This is a genomic window from Methylobacterium sp. NEAU K (genome assembly GCF_030700285.1).
In the GTDB taxonomy this organism is placed as follows: Bacteria; Pseudomonadota; Alphaproteobacteria; order Rhizobiales; family Beijerinckiaceae; genus Methylobacterium.
Map to the genome: position 1 here is coordinate 35089 of NZ_JAUYZJ010000013.1, position 21503 is coordinate 56591.

The window sequence follows — 21503 nt, forward strand, 5'->3', positions numbered from 1 at the left end:
AGGATCAAGCCCAGCGCCAGCCGCCCGGCTCCACCACCAGCACCTCGCCCTGGCGGATGCCGAGGCGGGGCGCGGCGTAGATGTCGAGATGGCCAAGCGCCACGAGCGCCGCCCGGGCGACGCCGCCATGGGCGACGACCACGGCATTCCGAGTCAGGTCGGCGAGCACCGGACCGACCCGCTCGACCAGGGCGGCGTAGCTCTCGCCGCCGAGACCGGGCGGACGGTGGTGCCAGCGCTCGCGGTCTCGTGCAGCGGCGCCCGCCGGGTCGCGGCGACGGATCTCGGCCCAGGTCGAGCCTTCCCAGTTGCCGAAGCCGATCTCCCGCAGCCGCGGGTCGGTGCGATAATCCTCGGGCGGCAAGCCGATCGTCGCCCGCAGGATCTCCATGGTGCGCCGGGTGCGCTTGAGCGGGCTCGCTACGAAGTCTGCCTCCGCGATGCCCGGGCCCGCGAGCGCGACGAGGCGCTCGGCCACGGCGGCGGCCTGTGCCTCGCCCTGTGGATTGAGGTCCGTGTCGCGGCCGCCCTGCAGGCGCCCCTCGGCGTTCCAGGCGGTCTGGCCGTGGCGGATGAAATAGATCGTGGCCAACCGTCTCACTATCCCGTCACTGTGCAGGCGCCCGGAACGGCCAGGGTTGCCAACCGTTCTGGGCGTTCGTCGGCGACGCCCCGCACAGGTCCTGCCCCATGTCCAAGAAGCACGGCAAGCATCATCCCGGCCACTCGGCGGACAGCGGCGTGACAGACGCGAGCGATCTGAACGCGACCGCCCGGGCGGGCGCGCCCTCGACCGCCGCGGCCGACACGATCGCCGGCACCGTCCCCGCGGCAATCGGCAGCCACCGGATGGTGCCGATCCTCGCCGCCCCCGGCATCGTAGCGGTGGATCCGGGAACGCGCTTCCACCTCGCGGCGGTCGACTCCGATGCCGTCGGCGGCGTCGACAAGGCCTGGGCGAAGGACGCGCTGGCCAAGGAGCGCGCGCGCATCGTGGCCCTCCAGGAGCGGCTCTACGCCGAGCGTGCGCGCAGCCTGCTGCTCATCTTCCAGGCGATCGATACCGGGGGCAAGGACGGCACGATCCGCGCCGTGTTCGAGGGCGTGAACCCCCAGGGCTGCACGGTCGCCTCGTTCAAGGTCCCGTCGAGCGAGGAGCTCGATCACGACTTCCTGTGGCGCTACCACGCCCGGACGCCGGGCCGCGGCATGATCGGGGTGTTCAACCGCAGCCACTACGAGGACGTGCTGGTGGTGCGGGTGAAGGGCCTCGTGCCGGACGCGGTCTGGAAGGGCCGCTACCGGCTGATCAACGACTTCGAGCGGCTGCTCACGGAATCCGGCACGACGATCATCAAGTTCTTCCTCCACATCTCGCGGGCGGAGCAGAAGAAGCGCCTGGAGGCCCGGCTGGCCGATCCGGCAAAGCACTGGAAATTCGACCCCGCCGACCTCGTCGAGCGGAAATCCTGGGATTCCTACCAGCGAGCCTTCGCGGATGCGCTCTCGCACTGCTCGACGCCGCATGCCCCGTGGCTGGTGGTTCCGGCCAACCACAAGTGGTTCCGCAACTACGTGATCGCCAAGACGGTCGCCGATACGCTGGAGGCGATGGACCCGCGATTCCCGGAGGCGGCCAAGGGCATCGCCGACCTGAAGGTCCCGGACTGAATGCAGGACGCGCGGCATGCTGGTCGTTCGGGACATCGCGGTTTCGGGCTACCGCTGGCTCCGGCGGATCGGCTTCCCGGGCGACGATCTGTCCGTGTTTGTCGGCGGCAACGGCACGGGCAAGACCAACCTCTATCGCGGGCTGGAAATGCTGCAGGCCGCACCCCGGTGAACACGCACGCGCGCCCTCGCCGCAGAGGGCGGGATGGAATCCGCACTGTGGGCCGGGCGGCGGCGGCAGGGTGAGCCAGCCCGGATCCGCTTGTCCGCCACCCTGCGCGACGACGGCACCGACCAGGACTTCATCTACGCGGTGGATGTGATGCCGGGCTCGTCCGGCATTCCGAGCTCCTCGCGGCCGGGATAGCGTCCCACGGGGGCGTCCGGCCGCGGCTGGTGATCAAGCGCGACGGCGAGATCTGGATCGAGGGCTTGAAAGTCTCGGGCGACTTCGCCGCCGCGGAGGAGGATTGAGCTAGTCCTTGTCGAGGGTCAGGTCCGGCGCATCGGGATTCTTCATGCCGACCACGTGGTAGCCGGCATCCACGTGCAGGATCTCGCCGGTCATGCCGGCGGCCATGTCGGAGACCAGATAGGCCGCGGTCTCCCCGACCTCGCCGATGGTCACGGTCCGGCGCAGGGGCGCGTTGTACTCGTTCCACTTCAGGATGTAGCGGAAGTCGCCGATGCCCGAGGCCGCCAGCGTCTTGATCGGGCCGGCCGAGATCGCGTTGACCCGGATGTTCTTTGGACCGAGATCGGCCGCGAGGTAGCGCACCGACGCCTCGAGCGCCGCCTTGGCCACGCCCATGACGTTGTAGTGCGGCATCCACTTCTCGGCGCCGTAATAGGTCAGCGTCACCAGTGAGCCGCCGGGCCGCATGATCTTCTCGGCGCGCTGGGCCACCGCGGTGAACGAGTAGCACGAGACCAGGAGCGACTTGGTGAAGTTGTCCTCCGAGGTCTCGATGTAGCGGCCGGTCAGCTCGTCCTTGTCCGAGAAGGCGATGCAGTGGACGACGAAGTCGATGCCTTCGGGGAAGACCCGCGCGGCCTCCTCGAACACGGCGTCGATCGTGGCCGCCTCGGTCACGTCGCAATGACCGATGACGTGGGCGTCGAGTTCCTTGGCCAGCGGCTCGACCCGCTTGCGCAGGGCGTCGCCCTGGTAGGTGAAGGCGAGTTCCGCCCCGTGCGCGCGGGCGCTTCGGGCGATGCCCCAGGCGATCGAGCGGTTGTTGGCGACCCCGAGGACGATGCCCCGCTTGCCCGCCAGAAGACCCTGCCCGTGTTCCGCCATGATCGATCCTGGAAACCTCTCGGCACCTTGCAGCGCCGGGGCGCCTCCTTACCGGAGCCGGCCCGGCGACGGAAGTCCGGCCGGACTATGCGGCCTTGGCGCGCCGGCCCCGGGCGAACTCGATCAGCGCCGCATCCTCACCCTCTGGCAGGATGATCGCCGTGGTGGCGAGGAGGTCCCCGCGCGTGCCGTCCTTCCGGGGCAGCCCCTTTCCGCGCAAGCGGAAGGTTCGACCGGAACTCGTCATCGGCGGCATCTTCATCTCGACCGCACCGGTCAGCGTCGGCACCCGGATCGTGCCGCCCAGAACGGCATCCTCCAGGGGCACCTCGACGCTGGTGCGCAGGTCGGCCCCCTCGACGGTGAAGCGGGGATGCGGCCGGATTCGGATGGTCAGCAATGCGTCCCCGGGCTCGCCGCGCGGACCAGCGCTCTGGCCAAGGCCGCGGAGCCGGATCGTCTGGCCGTCGACGACGCCCCGGGGGATCATGACGTCGACTTCCCGTCCGGTCGGGAGAGCGAGGCGGAGCTTCTCCTCGCTGGCGACCTGCTCCAGGCTCACCGACAGCTCGGCCGCGACATCCTCGCCCTTGGCCGGCTGCCGCTGCGCGCCGGGCCCGGCACCGCCGGCGCGGAACGCCTCGCCGAAGATGTGCGAGAAGATGTCCTCGCCCATGCCGCCGCCGCCCATGCCGCCCTGACGGGCGCGGGCCATGTTCTCGAAGTCGAAACCGGCCGACCGTCCGCCGCCGAATCCCTCGAAGCCGGTGGCGCGCGGCCTGCCGTCAGCGTCGATCTCGCCGCGGTCGAACTGCTTGCGCTTCTCGGCATCGCCCAGGATCTCATAGGCCGAGTTCGCCTCGGCGAAGCGGTCCTTGGCCTTCACGTCGTTCTTGTTGCGGTCGGGGTGGAAGTCCTTGGCGAGCTTGCGATAGGCCTTCTTGATATCGGCCTCGCTCGCCCCCTTGGCCACGCCCAGCACGTCGTAGGGATTGCGCATCGGTCTCTTGGGCTGTGCGGTGTGGGGTATCCACCCGGATGTGGGAAGGATGTTGCATCCCTGCAACGCTCGCGGCGGCAAAAGTCTGCGGGATCGAGCCCTGCGTCAAGCGGCGGAACTCGCCGCGGGGCGCCGGAGCGCATAACCTGGCGACGCGCCCCGGCCGCATGCACGTCCAGGGCGAACCGAGAAGAGCCGGGACTAGCGATGCACTATGCCTGCGACCACGTTCATCTGCGCAGCCGCGACGCCGTGAAGGCCGCGGCGTTCTACGTCGCGGCCTTCGGGGCGCGGGAGGTGAAGCGCGTCGGTACCGATCCGGTGCAGCGCGTGGTGCTCGACCTCGGCGGCCTCAGCGTGTTCATCGAGCAGGCGCCCGCAGGGATCGCGGCCGCCGCAGCCACGCCCTGCCTCGGCATCGAGCATATCGGCCTTCGCGTCGCCGACATCGAGGCGGCGCTGGCCGATCTGGCCGCCCGGGGCGTGCCGGTGAAGGCCGGCATCACCGAGCGCGGGCCCGGCCTCCGGATCGCCTTCGTGGAGGGGCCGGACGGCGCCCTGATCGAGATCCTGGAGCGGCGGCCCGTCTGATGGGTCCCTTTTTCGGACGCGGCGATCCGCTCGGGGTGGCGCTGCTGCTGTTCCTCGCCCTGGCGAACGGGGCCGCGGGCCGCCCGTTCACTGATGCGGCCGGCCGCACCGTCGAGATCCCCGACCGGGTCGAGCGCGTGCTGGCCGCCGGGCCGCCGGGTTCGGTGCTGCTCTACACCCTCGCCCCCGACATGATGACCGGCTGGGTGAGCGCCCCCGGACCCGAGGCCCTGCCCTATCTCGAAACCCGTGCCCGGACCCTCCCGGTCTACGGGCGGCTAACCGGGCGCGGCGGCACCGCCAATGTCGAGGCCGTGCTCGCCGCCAAGCCCGACCTGATCGTCGATTCCGGCAGCCTCGGGCCGACTTACGCGTCGCTCGCCGACCGGGTCCAGGCGCAGACCGGCATCCCCTACATCCTGCTCGACGGCAGCTTCGCCAGGACACCCGAGACCTATCGGCAGCTCGGCGCCGCCCTGGGCCGGCAGGCCGATGCGGACGCCCTGGCGGCCTACGCGCAGGACCTGACCGCGGCGGTCTCGAAGGCGGTCGGATCGGTTCCCGGGGAGAAGCGGCCGCGCGTCTACTACGCGCGGGGGCCGCGCGGTCTTGAGACGGGCTTCGCCGGCTCGATCAACACCGAACTGCTGGAGGCGGCCGGGGGCCGCAACGTCGCGCAGGACGGCGGCGGGCGGCTCGGCGCCGTCTCCCCGGAGCAGGTGCTGGGCTGGAACCCGGACGTGATCGTCACGCTCGATCCGGCCTGGGCGGCGAACCTGCGCAGCGACCCGCTCTGGAAGGACGTGAAGGCGGTACGCTCCGGCCGGGTCTACGTGGCGCCGCTGCGGCCGTTCCCGTGGTTCGACGCGCCGCCCGGGGTCAACCGGCTGATCGGCCTGCGCTGGCTCGCGGGGCTGCTCCATCCGGACCTGTTCCCGGAGCCGATGCCGGAGGTGGTGCGCGGATTCTATAGCCGCTTCTACCACGTCGAACTCGATGCCGCTTCGGCCGAGGCTGTCCTCGCCCCGGCGTCGCCGGGCCCGGCCCGGTGAGCCGGAGCCCGGCGGCCGTTGCGGCCCCGGCCCCGATGCGCCGGGGCTTCGGGATCCCGACGGCGATCCTCTCCGGCTTCGCGCTCCTGGCGCTGGCCCTGCTCGGGCTCGCCGTCGGCAAGTACCCGGTCCCGCTCACCGACCTCGCCGGCGTTCTCGGGCACCGGCTGCTCGGCCTGCCGTCGCGGGCGCCGGCAGCGGCCGAGACCGTGGTGATGCAGGTCCGCCTGCCCCGGGTCGTCGCCGCCCTGACGGTCGGGGCGGCGCTGTCGGCGGCAGGGGCGACCTACCAGGGCCTGTTCCGCAACCCGCTGGTCTCGCCGGACATCCTCGGCGTCTCGGCCGGGGCCGGGCTCGGGGCGGTGCTGGGGATCTATCTCGGCCTGCCCGTGGCGGCGATCCAGGGGCTCGCCTTCGCGGGCGGCCTCGGCGCGGTGGCGGCGGTGTACGGCGTCGGGCTCGCAGTGCGGCGCCACGACCCGGTCCTCACCCTGGTTCTGGCGGGCGTCGCGGTCGGAGCGGCTCTCGGCGCGGGCATCTCGCTCCTGAAGGTGCTCGCCGACCCCTACAACCAGCTGCCGGCGATCACGTTCTGGCTGCTCGGCAGCCTGTCGTCGGTCACCCTCGGCGACGTGGCCGCGGTCCTGCCGGCAATGCTCGTCGGCCTGGCGCCGCTGGTGCTGCTGCGCTGGCGCATGAACCTCATGAGCCTCGGCGACGAGGAGGCGCGCGCGCTGGGCGTCGAGACGCGGCTGCTGCGCCCCGTATTGATCGCCGGGGCGACGCTGGTGACGGCGGCCGCCGTCTCGATGACAGGGGTGATCGGCTGGATCGGCCTGATCGTCCCGCACATCGCCCGCCTGCTGGTCGGGCCGGATTATCGCCGGCTGCTGCCGGCCTCGCTGGCCCTGGGGGCAGGCTATCTGCTCGCCGTGGACCTGATCGCCCGGACCGCCGGGACGATCGAGGTGCCGCTCGGCATCCTCACGGCCCTAGTCGGTGCGCCGTTCTTCCTGTGGCTGCTGGCCGCCGGGCGCCGGGGACGCGCCTGATGCTGCTGCGGGTCCGGGATCTCGCGTTTGGGTACGGGGCGCGGACGGTTGGCACGGGCGTGTCGTTCGGCCTCGAGGCGGGCGAGGTGCTGTGCCTGCTCGGCCCGAACGGCGGCGGCAAGACCACCCTGTTCAAGACGCTGCTCGGCCTGCTGCCGCCCCGGGGCGGGCGCGTCAGTCTCGACGGCGCGGACCTTTTCCGGCTGTCCCGCACAGAGGTCGCGCGCAGGATCGCCTACGTGCCGCAGGCCCACGCCGCCTTCTTCCCGTTCACGGTGCGGGAGGTAGTGGTTATGGGCCGGGCGAGCCGGCTCGGGCCGTTCTCTACCCCCGGGCCTTCGGACGAAGCGGCAGCCCAACGGGCGCTGGCCACCCTCGGCATCCAGCACCTGTCGGAGACGACCTACACGGAGATCAGCGGCGGCGAGCGTCAGCTGGTGCTGATCGCCCGGGCGCTCAGCGGCGAGCCGCGGCTGCTGATGATGGACGAGCCCACCGCGAGCCTTGATTTCGGCAATCAGGCCCGCGTGCTGACACAGGTGCGCCGCTTGGCGCAGGCCGGGATCGCCGTGATGCTCTCGACCCACGACCCCGGTCATGCGCTGCTCTGCGCCGACCGGGTCCTGGCCCTTCACGACGGAGGCCTCGCCGCCTGCGGGCCGCCCGCGGAGACGGTCACGCCGGCGCTCCTGCGCCTGATCTACGGGGTCGAGGTCGTGGTGGCGCCGGTGCCGGGCGTCGCCGCGCCGGTCTGTGCACCAGTGCTCGACTGAGCGAGCGGGCCGGATCGGCTCAGCCCCGCGCGCTTCCGCACAGGGTCACGGCCGACTCCACGTCCCGGCCCACATCGGCGGGCGGTTCGATCCGGTCGAGGCCGTCGTCGGTGTAGACCGCGCCGAGCACGGTCTCGTAATGCGCCTTCACTCGACCATGGCACTCGCAGGCGGCGGCCGCCATCGACCGCCGGTCGAGGACGGTGATGCGCCCCCGCCCGACCCGGATGAAGCCCTGTTCCTGAAGGGCGCGCAGGATGCGGGTCAGGTAGGTCCGCTGGACGCCGAGCATCGAGGCCAGAAGCTCGTGGGTGATCGGCAGCGTGTCACCGCCGATCCGATCCTGGAGGGTCAGGAGCCAGCGCAGGCAGCGCTGCTCGATGGGATGCAGGGCGTTGCAGGCCGCGGCCTGGAGCACCTGGGCGAGCAGGCAATCGGAATAGCGCGCGAACAGGTTGCGCAGGTCGGTGGAGCGGCGCTTGGCTTCCTGCAGCCTCCCCGCCTCGAGACGCAGCATCGGCCCGCCGAGCTGCACCACCGCCTGGGTCGAGGCCGGCACGTGGCCCTGGCTCACGATGCCGCCGACCGCGCCCTCGTGACCGATGGTAGCGGTCTCGGCGCAGCGCCCGTCCCGGGTGGGGATCAGCAGGGCCACCACGGCGTAGTCGCAGGGGAAGGTGATGTGCGTCACCTGCGCCCCGGCCTCGAACACGGTGTCGCCCTTGGCGTAGGAGACCGGCTCGAGATGGGGCGCGATCAACGCGCGGTCCGATTCTCGAAGCGCATCGAGAAGCAGGTTGCCCGTGCGGGCGGCGGCACTGTCAGGAGGCATCGGAGGCGGAGGATCTTGGGATTAGAGGCTCCCGACAGGATCCTCGTTGGGCGGCCCGTCAAGGCTGGCACGGACCGATACGCATAAGTCGCGTCCGCCTTTATTGAACTAACTTAAGTCTATGTTCAATCCACCTCTTATTTGTCCGTGCACAATCCCTGCTCCGAGAGCCGCTTGTGCTCCCGCGGATCGCAGTCGGTGGACAGGAACGAGGCCCAGTCGGAGGGCGTGCCGTAGAAGGCGTTGCGGTCGACGTCGCCCTGCACCCCCGGCACGCGCCCGGTGGAGGTGAACTGCCACAGCATCCACTTCCGGTTCACGAAGCGCTGCTCCGGCTCCGCCGCGGTGGAGCGCAGCCAGTGCGGGTAGTCGGGCAATTCGCCTTCGAGCACGTCCTTGTGGAAGGTGATGTCGGTGTAGATGATCGGGCGCTTGCCGGTGTAGCGCTCCATCTCCTCCAGCATCTCGGTGACCATCGCCAGTGCCTGCGCCTTGGGCAGTTTCTTCGGGCAGGTCTGCGAATGGCCGTTCCACTCCACGTCGAGCACCGGCGGCAGCGCCGTGGGGTCGTTCGGGACGTTTCTCTTGAACCAGTCCATCTGCTCCCGGGCGGAGCGGCACCAGAACACGAAGTGGTAGGCGCCGCGCGGCACTCCGGCCCGGGCCGCCCCGTCCCAGTTGCTGCGGAAGCGCTCGTCGACGTGGTCGCCCCCCTCGGTCGCCTTGATGAAGGCGAACTGGGTGCCGGCGGCCCGGACCGAGGCCCAGTCGACGTTGCCCTGCCATTTCGAGATGTCGATGCCCTGGATCGGGTGCTGTTTGGCCTTGGCCACGCCCGGATGGGGCTTGGCATCGCCCTTGGTCGGGTAGAAGTCCTGATTGGACGCGCAGGCGCCGAGACCCGCCAGCACCAGGGCGGCGACGACCCGGGCCGCGCCCCGCCGGGCGCCCCTCAGACGGCCGGCCACGCCCCGGACCAGCTCCTCGGACGGCAACCGCGAAAGCTTGTGAATCCGCGACATCAGTGCTCAGCCCGCCACCGAAGAAGCGCCAAAGACAGGCGTAATCGATGGCCCCGGCGCGGTTAACGGAGCTTTGCGATCATTGCGGCGGAATTCCGAGATGCGTTGCGCCGCCGCGACATACCGCATCAATCCCCGTCTGGTTCACAGGCCCGCATCCGGCTAAGTGCTGCTACCGCAACGCGACTCCCGTCACGGTCCCGTGAGCAAGCAGCTGTTTACCATAGGTTACGAAGGGCTCGATCCTGAGCGCCTCACCGATGCCCTGCGGTCGGCCGGCGTCGCCGTGCTGGCCGACGTTCGGGCGGTGGCGAACTCGCGAAAGCGCGGCTTCTCGAAGGGGGCGCTCGGAACCGGGCTCCGGGAGGCCGGGCTGGGTTACGCGCATCTGCGCAGCCTCGGCACGCCGAAGGCGGGCCGCCAGGCGGCCCGGGCCGACGACGCGGCCCTGATGCGCAGGATCTACTGCGAGGAGGTGCTCGACACCGCCGCCGGCGGGGCCGCTCTCGACGAGCTCGCCGCGATGGCGGAGGCCGCGCCGACCTGCCTGCTGTGCTTCGAGCGCGATCCGGCGCGCTGCCACCGCCGCGTGCTGGCGGAGCGGCTCGCGGCGCGGGGGTTTTCCGTCAGCGACCTGTTCGGCTGACCTCAGCTCGGGATCCGCGCAGCGGCGAGCCGCCGAATCGGACGCAGCGCCGCGCTCAGGAGCGCCCGCGGCGCGCGGAGCCCTCCCGCCGTCTTCGCGGCCGGACGGCGGCGATAGGGATCGGTCACGGGCTCGACGGGCAGGTACAGCGCCTCGCGGAACGTCTGTTCCAGGAGAGTCCTGCCGTCGTCGTCGGTGATCACCAGGGCGGCATCGAGAAGCCGCGGATCGCCGCCGTGCTGGCGCATCAGGCCCTGGACGATCGTGCGCGCGGTCGCCCGGGCTGCGTCCAGGTCGGCGACCCACTGGGCCGCCGGCGCGGGCAGCCAGGCGCCGCCGAGGCGGATGTTGAAGCAGGCATGGACCATGGGGGGGCTCCTCGGCGGACCCGGCGGGTCCCGGCCGGCGGCAAGTTTCAGGCGGCCTGGGCGCCGTCGAGGGTTTCGGCCTTGGGCTCGGCCGCCGATTTCGGGTCGAAGGCATCCGCCAGCAGGCCGAGGCGCCGCGCCATGTCGCGCACCTCGTTGAGCGCGATGGACTTCTGGCCTTCCTTGACCGCCCGTGTGATGTCGCTGACCTGCGTGGTGGCGACCCGCCTCAGTTCTTCGGCGAGCTGGTGGCTGGTCATCATCGCGTCCGTTCCCGGATTGGTTCGTCTCGGCCGCGACCGTGGTGGCAGAGCGCTTACCAACGGGTTTCAGGAAGCCCTGAAGCCTGTGGACAAGGCGGCGGCGCGCTCAGTCCTGGAGGTGACGTGCCGCGATGATCGAGGCGGCGGTGCGGTTCTCCACGCCGAGCTTGGCGTAGATGCCTTCAAGGTGCTTCGTCACGGTCCGGTGGCTCAGCCCCAGGATCTCGCCGATGTCGCGGCTCGACTTGCCCCGGGACAGCCAGAGCAGCACCTCGGCCTCGCGGCCGGTGACGGGCAAGCGCGCCCGCAGCCGCTCGACGCCGCCCGAGAGTTCCTCCCGCGACAGGCGGAGCAGGATCTCGTCCGGCGTACGGCCGATGAAGCTCAAGGCATAGGCGGTTCCGTCGCGGTCGGTCAGGGTCAGGGCGTTGGCGGATGTCCCGGCGAGGCAGCCGCGCAGCCAGTCGCGGGCGCGCGCCGGCAGTTCGGCGGGGGCGAACGGGTCGGGACCGAGGCCGGCCAGCAGGCGCCCGGCCTGCGGTGTCGACCACAGCACCGTGCCCGCTTCCGAGACCGCGAACAGGGTCCGCCCTGCGGTGTCGAGCGCCGCCCGGGCGCTCTGCGCGGCCCGGGCGCTCGCGAGGTGCACGCGGATCCGGGCCAGGATCTCATCGGGGGCGATGGGCTTGGTGACGTAGTCGATCCCGCCCGCGCTCAGGCCCTTCACGATATGCTCGGTCTCGCTGAGCCCGGTCATGAAGATCACCGGGACGCCGGACAGCTGCGGCTTTGCCTTCAGCCGGCGGCAGGTCTCGAACCCGTCCATCCCGGGCATCACCGCGTCGAGCAGGATCACGTCCGGGGTGATCTCGTCCACGAGGGCGAGGGCGAGGTCGCCGCCCACCGCCACCAGCACGGTGGCGCCGGACCGCTCGATCGCCTCGGTGAGGAAACTCAGCGTGTCGGGCGAATCGTCGACCACCAGGACGACGTCGCGGTGCGGCCGGGAAGCGGTCGGCTCAGCCATTGCGGGCGAGTCCCTGCAGGACCGAGAGGTAGCGGCGCAGATCGTAACCCTCCACGAGCCCGCGCATCTGGGCGACGAAGGCGGGCGGGACCGACTCGTCGCTCTCCATCTGGACAAGCTTGGCCTCGATGGCGCGGATGTGGCCGATCCGGCCGAGCCGCAGGAGTTCGCCGACATGCTCTGGGCCCGGCTGGCCCGCATGCGCGGGATCCGCAACGGGCTCGCGCAAGACCGGCGCAGGCGTCTCGGTCCATTCGAGGTGCAGCAGCTTGCCGATCCGATCCAGCACCTCGCGCAGGTCGAAGGGCTTGGCGAAGATCGCGTCGTGGGGCGTGTCGTCGCCGCGCACCGGGCTGATCTCGTGGACGTTGGCCGACATCATGGCGATCGGCCCGGTATGCCCGGCCGCCCGCAAGGCGGCGGCGGTCGCCCACCCGCTCATTCCCGGCATCGCGATGTCGAGCAGGATCAGGTCGACGCCGCCCCGGGCCGCGGCCGTCAGGCATTCCGGTCCCGACCCGGCCTCGAGCACGGAGATCCCGTGGGGTTCCAGGATCGCCCGCATCAGGGCGCGATGGGCGGTGTCGTCGTCGGCCACCAGGACGGTGCGGCGGGCCCCGGCATAGGCCCGTTCCGGCGCGGCCGGCGGCGTGGGCAGGATGATCGGGGCCGGTTGCGCCACGGAGGCCAGCATCAGCCGCAGCCGCGCCTGCGTGCCGCCGCCCGGGGCTGCCGTTACGGTGATCTCACCTCCGAGCAACTGCGCGAGCAGGTTGGCGATGGTGAGCCCGAGCCCCGTCCCCGGGGTGTTGCGGGCGGCGGGCGTCGAGCCGCGCTCGAACGGCTCGAAGATCCGCGCCAGGTCCACCTCCGGGATACCGGGGCCGGTATCGCGGATCGTGAACACCGCGATCTGGCTCCGGTAGCTCAGGTCCAGCGAGACGGTGCCGGAGGGCGTGAACTTGATCGCGTTGGAGAGCAGGTTCAGCAGCACCTGGCGCAGGCGCTTCTCGTCTGTGGCGACCACGGCGGGCAGGATCTCGGGGCGCGAGAAGCGGAACTCCAGGCCCGCCTCCCGGGCCTGGAGCCGGACCATGTCGACCAGCTGGTCGAGAAAATCGGCAAGCCGGACTTCGTCGCGATGGATCTGGAGGCGGCCGGCCTCCATGCGGGAGATGTCCAGCAGGCCGTCGATCAGGCCGGACAGGTGTTGGGCGCTGCGCCGGATCACCCGGATGCCGTTGAGGCGCGCGGCCGGGATCGCGGGGTCCGATTCGAGGAGCTGGGCGTAGCCGAGCACGGTGGAGAGCGGCGTGCGCAACTCGTGGCTGATGCCCACGACATAGCGGCTCTTGGCCTGGTTGGCGGCCTCGGCCCGCTCCTTGGCCTCCTGCAGCTTGGCGTCCGTGACCTTGTGGGCGGCGATCTCCGCCTCGTAGAGGGCGGTCTGGCGCATCGTCTCGGCCTGCGCGACGCGCCGGCTCTCCTGGGCCAGCACGAACAGCCACGCGACCACGCCGAGGATCACCGCCAGGATGAAGAACACGCTGGTCAGGGCGGTGCGGAGGAACTCCCGATGCTCGGGATGCGCGATGGTCGCCCCCGCATGCACGATCCCGAGGATCAGGCCGATCACCGCGCACAGCGTCAGCATGACCGCGAGGTAGCGGCCCAGCGGCGCGCCGATCCAGGCGGCGGTGCGGCCCGGCAGGATTCGGCCGAGCGCCTGCTGCGCCTGCACCTCCAGCCGTCCGTGCGGCTTGCACAGGTCGCCGCAGCGGGCATCGAGGGAACAGCAGAGCGAGCAGATCGGGGCGTCGTAGGCCGGGCAATGCGCCATGTCCTCGCCCTCGAACGGCAGCTCGCAGACCCGGCAGGTGACCTCCCCCGCGCCCCAGTCGCGCTTGGGCGCCCGTGCGAGGTACCAGCGCCCCGCCGTGCCCCAGGCGATCAGCGGGGCCGCGCAGAAGGCGGTCGTCAGCGCCAGGAGCGGTGCGAAGGGCTGGAGCGTGTGTCCGAGCAGGCCGGCATAGGCTAGGCCCCCGGTCGCGAGCGCCAGAACCATGGCGCCCGTGCCCACCGGATTGACCGCGTAGAGGTGGGCGCGCTTGAACTCGATGGCCGCCGGAGAAAGACCGAGGGGCTTGTTCACCGCGAGGTCCGCGGCCAGCGCCCCGACCCAGGCCGAGACCACGGAGGCGTAGAGCGGCAGGGTGCTCGCGATGGTCTTGTCGATGCCGAGCTCCATCAGGAGCACCGCGATGGCGACGTTGAACACCAGCCACACGACCCGGCCCGGATGGCTGTGGGTCAACCGGGAGAAGAAGTTCGACCACGCGATCGACCCGGCATAGGCGTTGGTCAGGTTGATCTTGAGCTGCGACACCAGGACGAAGAGCCCGGTGAGCAGCAGCGCCGCCCGGCTCCCCTCCCCGGCGACGTAGCCGAAGGCCACCGCGTACATCCGGGTCGGCTCGGCCGCGTGCTCGGGGGGCACGCCGTGCCCCAGCGCCAGCACCGCGAGCCCGGCGCCGAGCAGGATCTTGAACATGCCGGGCACGATCCAGCCGGCGCCCCCCGCCAGGACCGCGAGCCACCAGCCCGCGCCGCGCCGCCCCTCCGGCTCCGGAACGAAGCGCAGGAAGTCGACCTGCTCGCCGACCTGCGCCAGAAGCGCCAGCAGCACCCCGGTGGCAAGCCCGAACCGCGCGAGGTCGAATTCAGATCCGGCTCCGTCGAGGCCCGGGAAGGCCACGAGTGCCCGCAGCGGCCCCGCGCCCTGCGCCGCCACGAAGGCGAGCGGCAGCAGGCTCAGCCCGATCCAGAGCGGCTGCGTCCAGATCTGGAAGCGGCTGATCAGGCGGATGCCGTAGACCACCAGCGGGATCACCGCGCCCGCGCAGACGAGATAGCCGATGCCGAGCGGCAGCCCGAAGCAGAGCTGCAGCGCGAGCGCCATGATCGCCGCCTCGATGGCGAAGAACAGGAACGTGAAGCTCGCGTAGATCAGCGACGTGACCGTGGAGCCGAGGTAGCCGAAGCCGGCCCCGCGGGTCAGCAGGTCCATGTCGACCCCGTACCGGGCGGCGTAGACCGTGATCGGTGCGGCGGTGGCGAAGATGATCAGCCCGACCACCAGCACCGCCGCCAGGGTGTTGGGGAAGCCTGCCGTCAGCGCAAGCGTCCCGCCGATCGCCTCCAGCGCCAGGAACGAGACCGAGCCCAGCGCCGTCTGCGCGACCTCAAAGCCGGACCAGCGCCGCGCCTTCTTGGCAGTGAAGCGGAGGGCGTAATCCTCCAGGGTCTCGTCGGCGACGAAGCGGTTGTAGTCCCGGCGGATCGGGATGATTCGCTGTGGACCGCTCATCCGATCAGCGGCAGGCCGGGCACGAGCGGGATCACGCGCAGGCGCTTGGTCCCTCGCGCGCGCGAGCGACCAAGCGCCTGGGAATCACCCACGCTCTCTGCCGAAAATACCAACACACCCTCAGAGCACTGCCCGGCGATGATGCATTTCATGCAAGAATGCGGCCATACGCAATACAGCGTATATGCTGCAGCGCAATCCAAGACCTAGCCTGACCATGTCGATCCGAGGCCGCCTCTCAAGGCCCGGACGCGAACAGGGCAGGCATCATGGCAGACGACACCGACTCCGGCGCGGATCACGGCTTGCGTTCCCCGTTGCGGCGCAGGCTGCTCATGGGACTGGCCGGCGCCCCGGCGCTCGCGCTGATGCCGCGGGGCGCGTGGGCCGCAGCCCCGACCTCAGCGGTGAACACCACCGGTCTGGCGGTGACCGACACCGAAGTCACGGTCGGCATCCTGCACTCGGTCACCGGAACAATGGCAATCTCGGAGACGGGCGCCCAGGAAGCCGAGAAGCTCGCCATCGCCCAGATCAACGAGGCCGGCGGCGTGCTCGGCCGCAAGATCAAGATCATCCAGGAAGACGGCGCCTCCGACTGGCCGACGTTTGCCGAGAAGGCCAAGAAGCTCCTGGTCAACGACCATTGCGCCGCCGTGATGGGCTGCTGGACCTCGGCCTCGCGCAAGGCGGTGCTGCCGGTGTTCGAGCAGTATAACGGACTCCTGTACTACCCGACCTTCTACGAGGGCCTGGAGCAGTCCAAGAACGTCTTCTACACCGGCCAGGAGGCCACGCAGCAGATCCTCGCCGGCCTCGACTGGGTCCACAAGGAGAAGGGCGGCGACAGCTTCTACTTCATCGGCTCGGACTACATCTGGCCGCGCACGTCGAACAAGATCGCCCGCAAGCACGTCGAGAACGTGCTCAAGGGCAAGGTGGTGGGCGAGGAGTACTTCCCGCTCGGCCACACCCAGTTCAATTCGGTCATCAACAAGATCAAGCTCACAAAGCCCAAGGTGATCTTCGCCGACGTGGTCGGCGGCTCGAACGTGGCGTTCTACAAGCAGCTCAAGGCGGCGGGCATCGACCTGTCCAAGCAGGTGCTGATGACGATCTCGGTGACCGAGGACGAGATCGACGGCATCGGCGGCGAGAACATCGCCGGCGCCTACGCGTGCATGAAGTATTTCCAGTCGATCGAGAACGACAACAACAAGGCCTTCGTCGCCGCCTTCAAGAAGATGTGGGGCGAGAAGACCGTCATCGGCGACGTGACCCAGGCCGCGTATCTCGGCCCGTTCCTGTGGAAGATGGCCTGCGAGAAGGCCGGGTCGTTCGACGTCGACAAGGTGGTCGCCGCCTCCCCCGGCATCGAGTTCAAGGGCGCGCCGGAAGGCTACGTCAGGATCGACGAAAACCACCACCTCTGGTCGAAGACCCGGGTCGGCAAGGCCAAGACCGACGGCCAGTTCGAGATCGTCTACACCAGCCCAGAACTGATCAAGCCCGATCCGTTCCCGAAGGGTTACCAATAGTCGCCGGCTCTCCCCTCCCCCCTCTGCGGGGGAGGGTGGTCCCCGTAAGGGGGTCGGGAGAGGGGAGCGACGGTGCAGGACGATGCACCGCCCCTCACCACGCACGCAGCCTTTCCCGAAAGCCGGGCTCCCCGCTCCCGACCCCTGCTGACGCAGGGGCCACCCTCCCCCCCGCAGAGAAGGGAGGGAGGGCGCTCCGGACTTCAGTCAGGCATCCCCCAACGCGGGAGATCGTAAGAAAAATGTTCGGCGACTATTCCCTCGGCGACCTCGGCGCGATCTTCGCCATGCAGGGCTTCGCCGGCCTGATCCTGTTCTCCGTCTACCTGCTGATGGCGCTCGGCCTCGCCATCATCTTCGGCCAGATGGGCGTGATCAACATGGCCCACGGGGAGTTCATGATCCTCGGGGCCTACGTAACCTATCTCTGCTCGTCGTTCTGCCAGAGCTACCTGCCGGCTCTGTTCCCGGTCTACTTCTTCGTCGCCATGGGGCTCGCGTTCCTGGCCTCCGGCGCGCTCGGCATGCTGGTGGAGTGGAGCCTGATCCGGTTCCTCTACAAGCGTCCGCTCGACACCCTGCTCGCCACCTGGGGCCTGTCGCTGATCCTCCAGCAGGCTTACCGGTCGATCTTCGGCGCCCGGGAGGTCGGCGTCGAATTGCCGTCCTGGCTGATCGGCTCGGTGCAGGTCACCGACACGATCGAGATCCCGATCAACGGCCTGTTCGTGATGGCGGTGACCATCCTGATCACTGTGAGCGTGGCCCTGCTGATCTTCCGCTCGCGCTTCGGCCAGCAGGTCCGGGCGGTGATGTCGAACCGCGCCATGGCGGGGGCGGTGGGCATCGATACCGAGAAGGTCGACCGCTACACCTTCGGCCTGGGCTGCGGCATCGCGGGGATCGCCGGCTCGGCCTTCACAATGATCGGCTCCACGGGGCCGACCTCGGGCCAGCTCTACATCGTCGACACCTTCCTGATCGTCGTGTTCGGCGGCGCCGCGAGCCTGCTCGGCACCATCGCGTCGGCCTTCTCGATCTCCCAGACGCAATCGACCCTGGAGTTCTTCCTCTCCGGCTCGATGGCGAAGGTGATCACCCTGCTCGCGGTGGTCGGCATCCTGATGCTGAGGCCGCAAGGCCTCTTCACCCTCAAGGTCCGGCGCTGAGGATGTCCACGATGACGAATCCGGTCCAGACCCTGACCAAATCGGTCACCGTCAACGACAACCCGTTCATGAAGCCGGTGGAGTGGCTGAGCCTCCTCCTCCTGGCCGGATTGATCCTGGTGGTCCTACCGCTGGCGCTCGACGGGTTCCGCCTCAACCTCGTCGGCAAGTACCTGACCTACGCCTTCGTCGCCTTGGGCCTCGTGATCTGCTGGGGCTATGCTGGCATCCTGTCGCTCGGCCAGGGCGTGTTCTTCGGCCTCGGCGGCTACTGCATGGCGATGTACTTGAAGCTCGAAGCTTCGAGTGTCGAAAACACCAAGATCCAGTCGACGCCGGGCATCCCGGACTTCATGGACTGGAACCAGATCACATCGTTGCCGTGGTTCTGGCAGCCGTTCAAGAGCCTGCCGCTGACCCTGATCCTGGTGGTGGCGGTCCCGGTCCTGTTCGCGCTGATCATCTCCTACGCGATGTTCAAGCGCCGGGTCGGGGGCACCTACTTCGCCATCATCACCCAGGCGATCGCCGCGATCCTGACGATCCTGATCGTCGGCCAGCAGGGCTATACCGGCGGCATCAACGGCATAACCGACTTGCGCACCCTCCACGGTTGGGACATCCGCACCGATCACGCGAAGGTCATCCTGTACTTCGTCAATGGCGGGCTGCTGCTCGCCTGCATCCTGGCGGCGCAGTACGTGAAGAAGTCGAAGCTCGGCCGGATCCTAGTCGCCATGCGCGACAAGGAGGACCGGGTCCGGTTCTCGGGCTACTCGGTTGCAGGCTTCAAGGTCTTCGCCTTCTGCCTGGCGGCCGGCTTCGCGGCGATCGGCGGGGCGATGTTCACCCTCCAGGTCGGGTTCATGTCGCCCTCCTTCGTCGGCATCGTGCCCTCGATCGAGATGGTGATCTACGCCGCGGTCGGCGGGCGCCTGTCCCTGTTCGGGGCGGTCTGGGGCACGCTGCTGGTGAACTGGGCCAAGACCAGCTTCTCCGAGAGCTTCCCGGACCTCTGGCTGTTCGGCCTCGGCGCCCTGTTCATCGCGGTGGTGCTCGCCTTCCCGAATGGTCTCGCCGGCATCTGGCGCGAGCAGATCGAGCCGCGCCTGACCCGCCGGGTGAAGGGCCTGCGGGCCCCTCCCCCGGCCATCGTCTCGCCCCACGGCGCTCCGGCCGAGTGAGGACCCCATGAACGCCGCGATCCTCTCCTCCCCCGTGGTCGGCGCCGAGGCGGTGCCGGCCGACTACCTCCTCGCCGTCGAGGCGCTGACCGTCTCGTTCGACGGCTTCAAGGCGGTCAACGACGTGTCGTTCTACGTCGACCCGGACGAGATCCGGGTGATCATCGGCCCGAACGGCGCCGGCAAGACCACCGTGCTCGACCTGATCTGCGGGCGCACCAGGGCCAGCACCGGCTCGATCAAGTACAAGGGCCAGGAGCTGACCAAGCTCTCCGAGAGCGCGATCGTGCAGGCCGGGGTCGGCCGCAAGTTCCAGACGCCGTCGATCTACGACGACCTGACGGTATTCGAGAACCTGGAAATCTCGTTCCCCCGCGGCCGCTCGGTCTTCGGCGCCCTGACCTTCAAGCGCGACGCCGAGGTCCGCGACCGCATCCACGAGATCGCGCAGACGATCTTCCTGAAGGACCAGCTCAAGGAGCGCGCCGAGTTCCTGAGCCACGGCCAGAAGCAGTGGCTGGAGATCGGCATGCTGCTGATCCAGGACCCGGAACTCCTGATGCTCGACGAGCCGGTGGCCGGGATGAGCGTCGGCGAGCGGATCAAGACTGCAGAGCTGCTCAACCAGATCATCAAGGGCCGCTCGGTGCTGGTGATCGAGCACGACATGAAGTTCGTCGAGGACATCGCCCACCGGGTCACCGTGCTCCACCAGGGCAAGGTGCTCTCGGAAGGGTCGATGGAGCGGGTCAAGAGCGACCCGAAGGTCATCGAAGTGTATTTGGGACATTGACGATGGCGTCGCTCCAGACCGCGCACCCGCCCTTGGTCCAGGCGCCCCCGCTCGCCGCGATCCCGGGCGCCACGCCGGCCCTCGCCGTCGAGGACCTGCACGCCGCCTACGGCCAGAGTGAGGTCCTGCACGGGCTCACCTTCACGGTGGCGCCCGGCGAGATCGTCGCCGTGATGGGCCGCAACGGCATGGGCAAGACCACGCTGATGAAGACCCTGATGGGCCTCGTCCCGGTGAAGGCCGGGTCGATCCGGGTCGAGGGCGAGGATGTTGCCACGCTGAAGAGCCACGCCCGGGTCGCCAAGGGCCTCGCCTACGTGCCGCAGGGCCGGATGATTTTTTCCACCATGACCGTCCAGGAGAACATCGAGACCGGCCTGACGGTGACGGGCACCCGCAAGGTTCCGCAGGACCTCTACGACATGTTCCCGGTCCTGCTGGAGATGAAGGGCCGGCGGGGCGGCAATCTCTCCGGCGGCCAGCAGCAGCAGCTCGCCATCGCCCGGGCGCTCGCCAGCCGCCCGAAGGTGCTGCTGCTGGACGAGCCCACGGAAGGTATCCAGCCCTCGATCATCCGCGAGATGGGGCGAACCCTGAAGAAGATCCGGGACGCGCGCGGCTTGTCGATCGTGGTCTCGGAGCAGGTCCTGAGCTTCGCCCTCGACGTCGCCGACCGGGTGATCGTCCTGGAGAACGGCGCCATCGTCCACGAGGCGCTGCGGGACGGCATCGACGAGGCGCAGGTCGCCCGCTTCCTGTCGGTCTGAGGAACCCGGAATGGCCGATTACGAGATCTTCGAACTCGGCGACTTCGTCCTGCAGTGCGGCAAGACACTGCGCGCGGCCAAGCTCGCCTACAAGACCTTCGGGACACTCAGCCCCGCCAAGGACAACGCCATCGTCTACCCGACCTGGTATTCGGGCCAGCACACCGAAAACGAATGGCTGATCGGCCCCGGCAAGGCGCTGGATCCGGACAAATACTTCATCATCATCCCGAACATGTTCGGCAACGGGCTCTCGTCCTCACCGAGCAACACGCCCGCCCCCTGGAACGGGCCGCGCTTTCCCAACGTCACCGCCTACGACAACGTCCAGGCCCAGCACCGCCTCGTCACCGAGCATTTCGGCATCGAGAAGCTCGTGCTCGTCACCGGCTGGTCGATGGGCGCGCTCCAGACCTACCACTGGGCGGCGATGTATCCCGACATGGTGCCGCGGATCCTGCCGTTTCAGGGCTCCGCCAAGTGCTCCCGGCACAACTACGTCTTCCTGGAAGGCGCCAAGGCCGCGCTCCAGGCCGACGCCGCCTGGGAAGAGGGCTGGTACACGCGCCCGCCGAACCGGGGCCTGCGCGCCTTCGGCCGGGTCTATGCCGGCTGGGGCCTGTCGCAGACCTTCTACCGGCTCGAGGCCGACATAACCCACATGGGCTACGCCTCGCTGGAGGACTTCCTGATCGGGTTCTGGGAAGGGCTGTTCTACGAGCGGGACGCCAACAACCTGCTCGCCATGCTCTGGACCTGGCAGCACGGCGACATCAGCGCCAACGAAACCTTCAAGGGCGACTTCAAGGCCGCGCTCGGCGCGATCCGCGCGAAGGCGATCCTGATGCCCGCCTCCACCGATCTGTACTTCCCGCCCGAGGACAACGCCCTCGAGGCGGCCGCCATGCCGGACGCGGAACTGCGCGTGATCGACACGTGGTGGGGCCATTTCGCGGGCGGGCCTGGCACCAGCCCGGACGACATCAAGGTCCTCGACGACGCGCTGAAAGAGCTGCTCGCGAGCGGGTGAGGTTCGCGCAACGGCGCGCGGATGGGGTCCGCCCCAAGGTTCTAGGGAGCTGGAGACA

Annotated in this window: 23 protein-coding genes; 14 read left to right on the top strand and 9 right to left on the bottom strand. The window is 69.5% G+C overall.

Annotated elements, in window-relative coordinates; genetic code table 11:
* Positions 1–4: 4 nt before the first annotated feature.
* The gene (locus Q8W67_RS12655) at positions 5–592 is read right to left on the bottom strand and encodes a histidine phosphatase family protein (RefSeq protein WP_305545908.1); all 588 of its coding nucleotides are present in this window, start codon (positions 590–592) and stop codon (positions 5–7) included.
* Between the two features lie 98 nt (positions 593–690).
* Between Q8W67_RS12655 and Q8W67_RS12660 the strand changes: the two genes are divergently transcribed.
* From Q8W67_RS12660 to Q8W67_RS26835, 3 genes are read left to right on the top strand one after another with little or no spacing between them, the layout of a single operon-like run.
* Positions 691–1671: a polyphosphate kinase 2 family protein gene (locus Q8W67_RS12660; RefSeq protein ID WP_305545910.1), complete on the top strand. Its 981-nt coding sequence runs from the start codon at positions 691–693 to the stop codon at positions 1669–1671.
* A gap of 16 nt (positions 1672–1687) precedes the next feature.
* Positions 1688–1843 carry a hypothetical protein gene (locus Q8W67_RS26830; protein ID WP_370693869.1) on the top strand — a complete coding sequence of 52 codons (156 nt, stop codon included), beginning with the start codon at positions 1688–1690 and terminating at the stop codon, positions 1841–1843.
* Positions 1844–1876: 33 nt separating this feature from the next.
* Positions 1877–2038, top strand: coding sequence for a hypothetical protein (locus Q8W67_RS26835; protein WP_370693870.1), 162 nt, complete (start codon positions 1877–1879; stop codon positions 2036–2038).
* 108 nt (positions 2039–2146) lie between these two features.
* Here the strand turns inward: Q8W67_RS26835 and fabI are convergent, their stop codons facing one another.
* Both fabI and Q8W67_RS12675 read right to left on the bottom strand, forming a co-directional pair.
* On the bottom strand, positions 2147–2971 hold the full coding sequence (gene fabI / locus Q8W67_RS12670) for an enoyl-ACP reductase FabI (RefSeq protein ID WP_305545912.1): 825 nt from the start codon (positions 2969–2971) through the stop codon (positions 2147–2149).
* Between the two features lie 85 nt (positions 2972–3056).
* Entirely contained in the window at positions 3057–3971 is a 915-nt protein-coding gene (locus Q8W67_RS12675; RefSeq protein WP_305545914.1) for a J domain-containing protein, read from the bottom strand.
* Between the two features lie 207 nt (positions 3972–4178).
* Here Q8W67_RS12675 and Q8W67_RS12680 point away from each other — a divergent pair, with 207 nt between their 5' ends.
* Genes Q8W67_RS12680 through Q8W67_RS12695 form a run of 4 tightly spaced genes read left to right on the top strand, consistent with a single transcriptional unit; the run spans position 4179 to position 7439 of the window.
* Positions 4179–4562 carry a VOC family protein gene (locus Q8W67_RS12680; RefSeq protein ID WP_305545916.1) on the top strand — a complete coding sequence of 128 codons (384 nt, stop codon included), beginning with the start codon at positions 4179–4181 and terminating at the stop codon, positions 4560–4562.
* Positions 4562–5614, top strand: a complete 1053-nt coding sequence (locus Q8W67_RS12685) for an ABC transporter substrate-binding protein (protein WP_305545918.1) — start codon at positions 4562–4564, stop codon at positions 5612–5614. Before Q8W67_RS12680 ends, Q8W67_RS12685 begins: the two co-directional genes overlap by 1 nt.
* Positions 5615–5649: 35 nt before the next feature.
* Positions 5650–6666 carry an iron ABC transporter permease gene (locus Q8W67_RS12690; RefSeq protein ID WP_305546087.1) on the top strand — a complete coding sequence of 339 codons (1017 nt, stop codon included), beginning with the start codon at positions 5650–5652 and terminating at the stop codon, positions 6664–6666.
* Positions 6666–7439 carry an ABC transporter ATP-binding protein gene (locus tag Q8W67_RS12695; RefSeq protein ID WP_305545921.1) on the top strand — a complete coding sequence of 258 codons (774 nt, stop codon included), beginning with the start codon at positions 6666–6668 and terminating at the stop codon, positions 7437–7439. The genes Q8W67_RS12690 and Q8W67_RS12695 overlap by 1 nt, the downstream gene beginning before the upstream one ends.
* 19 nt (positions 7440–7458) lie before the next feature.
* On the opposite strand, the gene Q8W67_RS12700 is transcribed toward Q8W67_RS12695, so the two are convergent.
* Positions 7459–8271, bottom strand: coding sequence for a Crp/Fnr family transcriptional regulator (locus Q8W67_RS12700; RefSeq protein ID WP_305545925.1), 813 nt, complete (start codon positions 8269–8271; stop codon positions 7459–7461).
* Positions 8272–8408: 137 nt separating this feature from the next.
* Complete coding sequence (locus Q8W67_RS12705) at positions 8409–9293, bottom strand: GH25 family lysozyme (RefSeq protein WP_305545928.1); 885 nt, start codon at positions 9291–9293, stop codon at positions 8409–8411.
* Positions 9294–9495: 202 nt separating this feature from the next.
* On the opposite strand from Q8W67_RS12705, the gene Q8W67_RS12710 reads away from it, so the two are divergent.
* Positions 9496–9939: a DUF488 family protein gene (locus tag Q8W67_RS12710; protein ID WP_305545930.1), complete on the top strand. Its 444-nt coding sequence runs from the start codon at positions 9496–9498 to the stop codon at positions 9937–9939.
* A gap of 2 nt (positions 9940–9941) precedes the next feature.
* On the opposite strand, the gene Q8W67_RS12715 is transcribed toward Q8W67_RS12710, so the two are convergent.
* From Q8W67_RS12715 to Q8W67_RS12730, 4 genes are all read right to left on the bottom strand, one after another.
* A complete protein-coding gene (locus Q8W67_RS12715) occupies positions 9942–10307 on the bottom strand; it encodes a catalase (RefSeq protein WP_305545932.1) in 366 nt (121 codons plus the stop codon).
* A 47-nt stretch (positions 10308–10354) separates the two neighbouring features.
* Entirely contained in the window at positions 10355–10570 is a 216-nt protein-coding gene (locus tag Q8W67_RS12720; RefSeq protein ID WP_305545934.1) for a hypothetical protein, read from the bottom strand.
* A 106-nt stretch (positions 10571–10676) separates the two neighbouring features.
* Positions 10677–11597, bottom strand: coding sequence for a DNA-binding response regulator (locus Q8W67_RS12725; RefSeq protein ID WP_305545936.1), 921 nt, complete (start codon positions 11595–11597; stop codon positions 10677–10679).
* Complete coding sequence (locus Q8W67_RS12730) at positions 11590–14964, bottom strand: ATP-binding protein (protein ID WP_305545938.1); 3375 nt, start codon at positions 14962–14964, stop codon at positions 11590–11592. Before Q8W67_RS12730 ends, Q8W67_RS12725 begins: the two co-directional genes overlap by 8 nt.
* 269 nt (positions 14965–15233) lie before the next feature.
* Here Q8W67_RS12730 and urtA point away from each other — a divergent pair, with 269 nt between their 5' ends.
* The 6 genes from urtA to Q8W67_RS12760 all read left to right on the top strand — a co-directional run bounded on the left by urtA (position 15234) and on the right by Q8W67_RS12760 (position 21445).
* Positions 15234–16502 (top strand): urea ABC transporter substrate-binding protein, encoded by a 1269-nt coding sequence (gene urtA, locus Q8W67_RS12735; RefSeq protein ID WP_305545940.1) that lies wholly within the window; start codon positions 15234–15236, stop codon positions 16500–16502.
* 242 nt (positions 16503–16744) lie between these two features.
* The gene (gene urtB / locus Q8W67_RS12740) at positions 16745–17671 is read left to right on the top strand and encodes an urea ABC transporter permease subunit UrtB (RefSeq protein WP_305545943.1); all 927 of its coding nucleotides are present in this window, start codon (positions 16745–16747) and stop codon (positions 17669–17671) included.
* An 11-nt stretch (positions 17672–17682) separates the two neighbouring features.
* On the top strand, positions 17683–18855 hold the full coding sequence (gene urtC, locus Q8W67_RS12745; RefSeq protein ID WP_305545945.1) for an urea ABC transporter permease subunit UrtC: 1173 nt from the start codon (positions 17683–17685) through the stop codon (positions 18853–18855).
* Positions 18856–18862: 7 nt separating this feature from the next.
* Entirely contained in the window at positions 18863–19648 is a 786-nt protein-coding gene (gene urtD, locus Q8W67_RS12750; protein WP_305545947.1) for an urea ABC transporter ATP-binding protein UrtD, read from the top strand.
* Between the two features lie 2 nt (positions 19649–19650).
* On the top strand, positions 19651–20415 hold the full coding sequence (urtE, locus tag Q8W67_RS12755; protein WP_305545949.1) for an urea ABC transporter ATP-binding subunit UrtE: 765 nt from the start codon (positions 19651–19653) through the stop codon (positions 20413–20415).
* Positions 20416–20425: 10 nt separating this feature from the next.
* On the top strand, positions 20426–21445 hold the full coding sequence (locus Q8W67_RS12760) for an alpha/beta fold hydrolase (protein ID WP_305545951.1): 1020 nt from the start codon (positions 20426–20428) through the stop codon (positions 21443–21445).
* Positions 21446–21503: the final 58 nt, after the last annotated feature.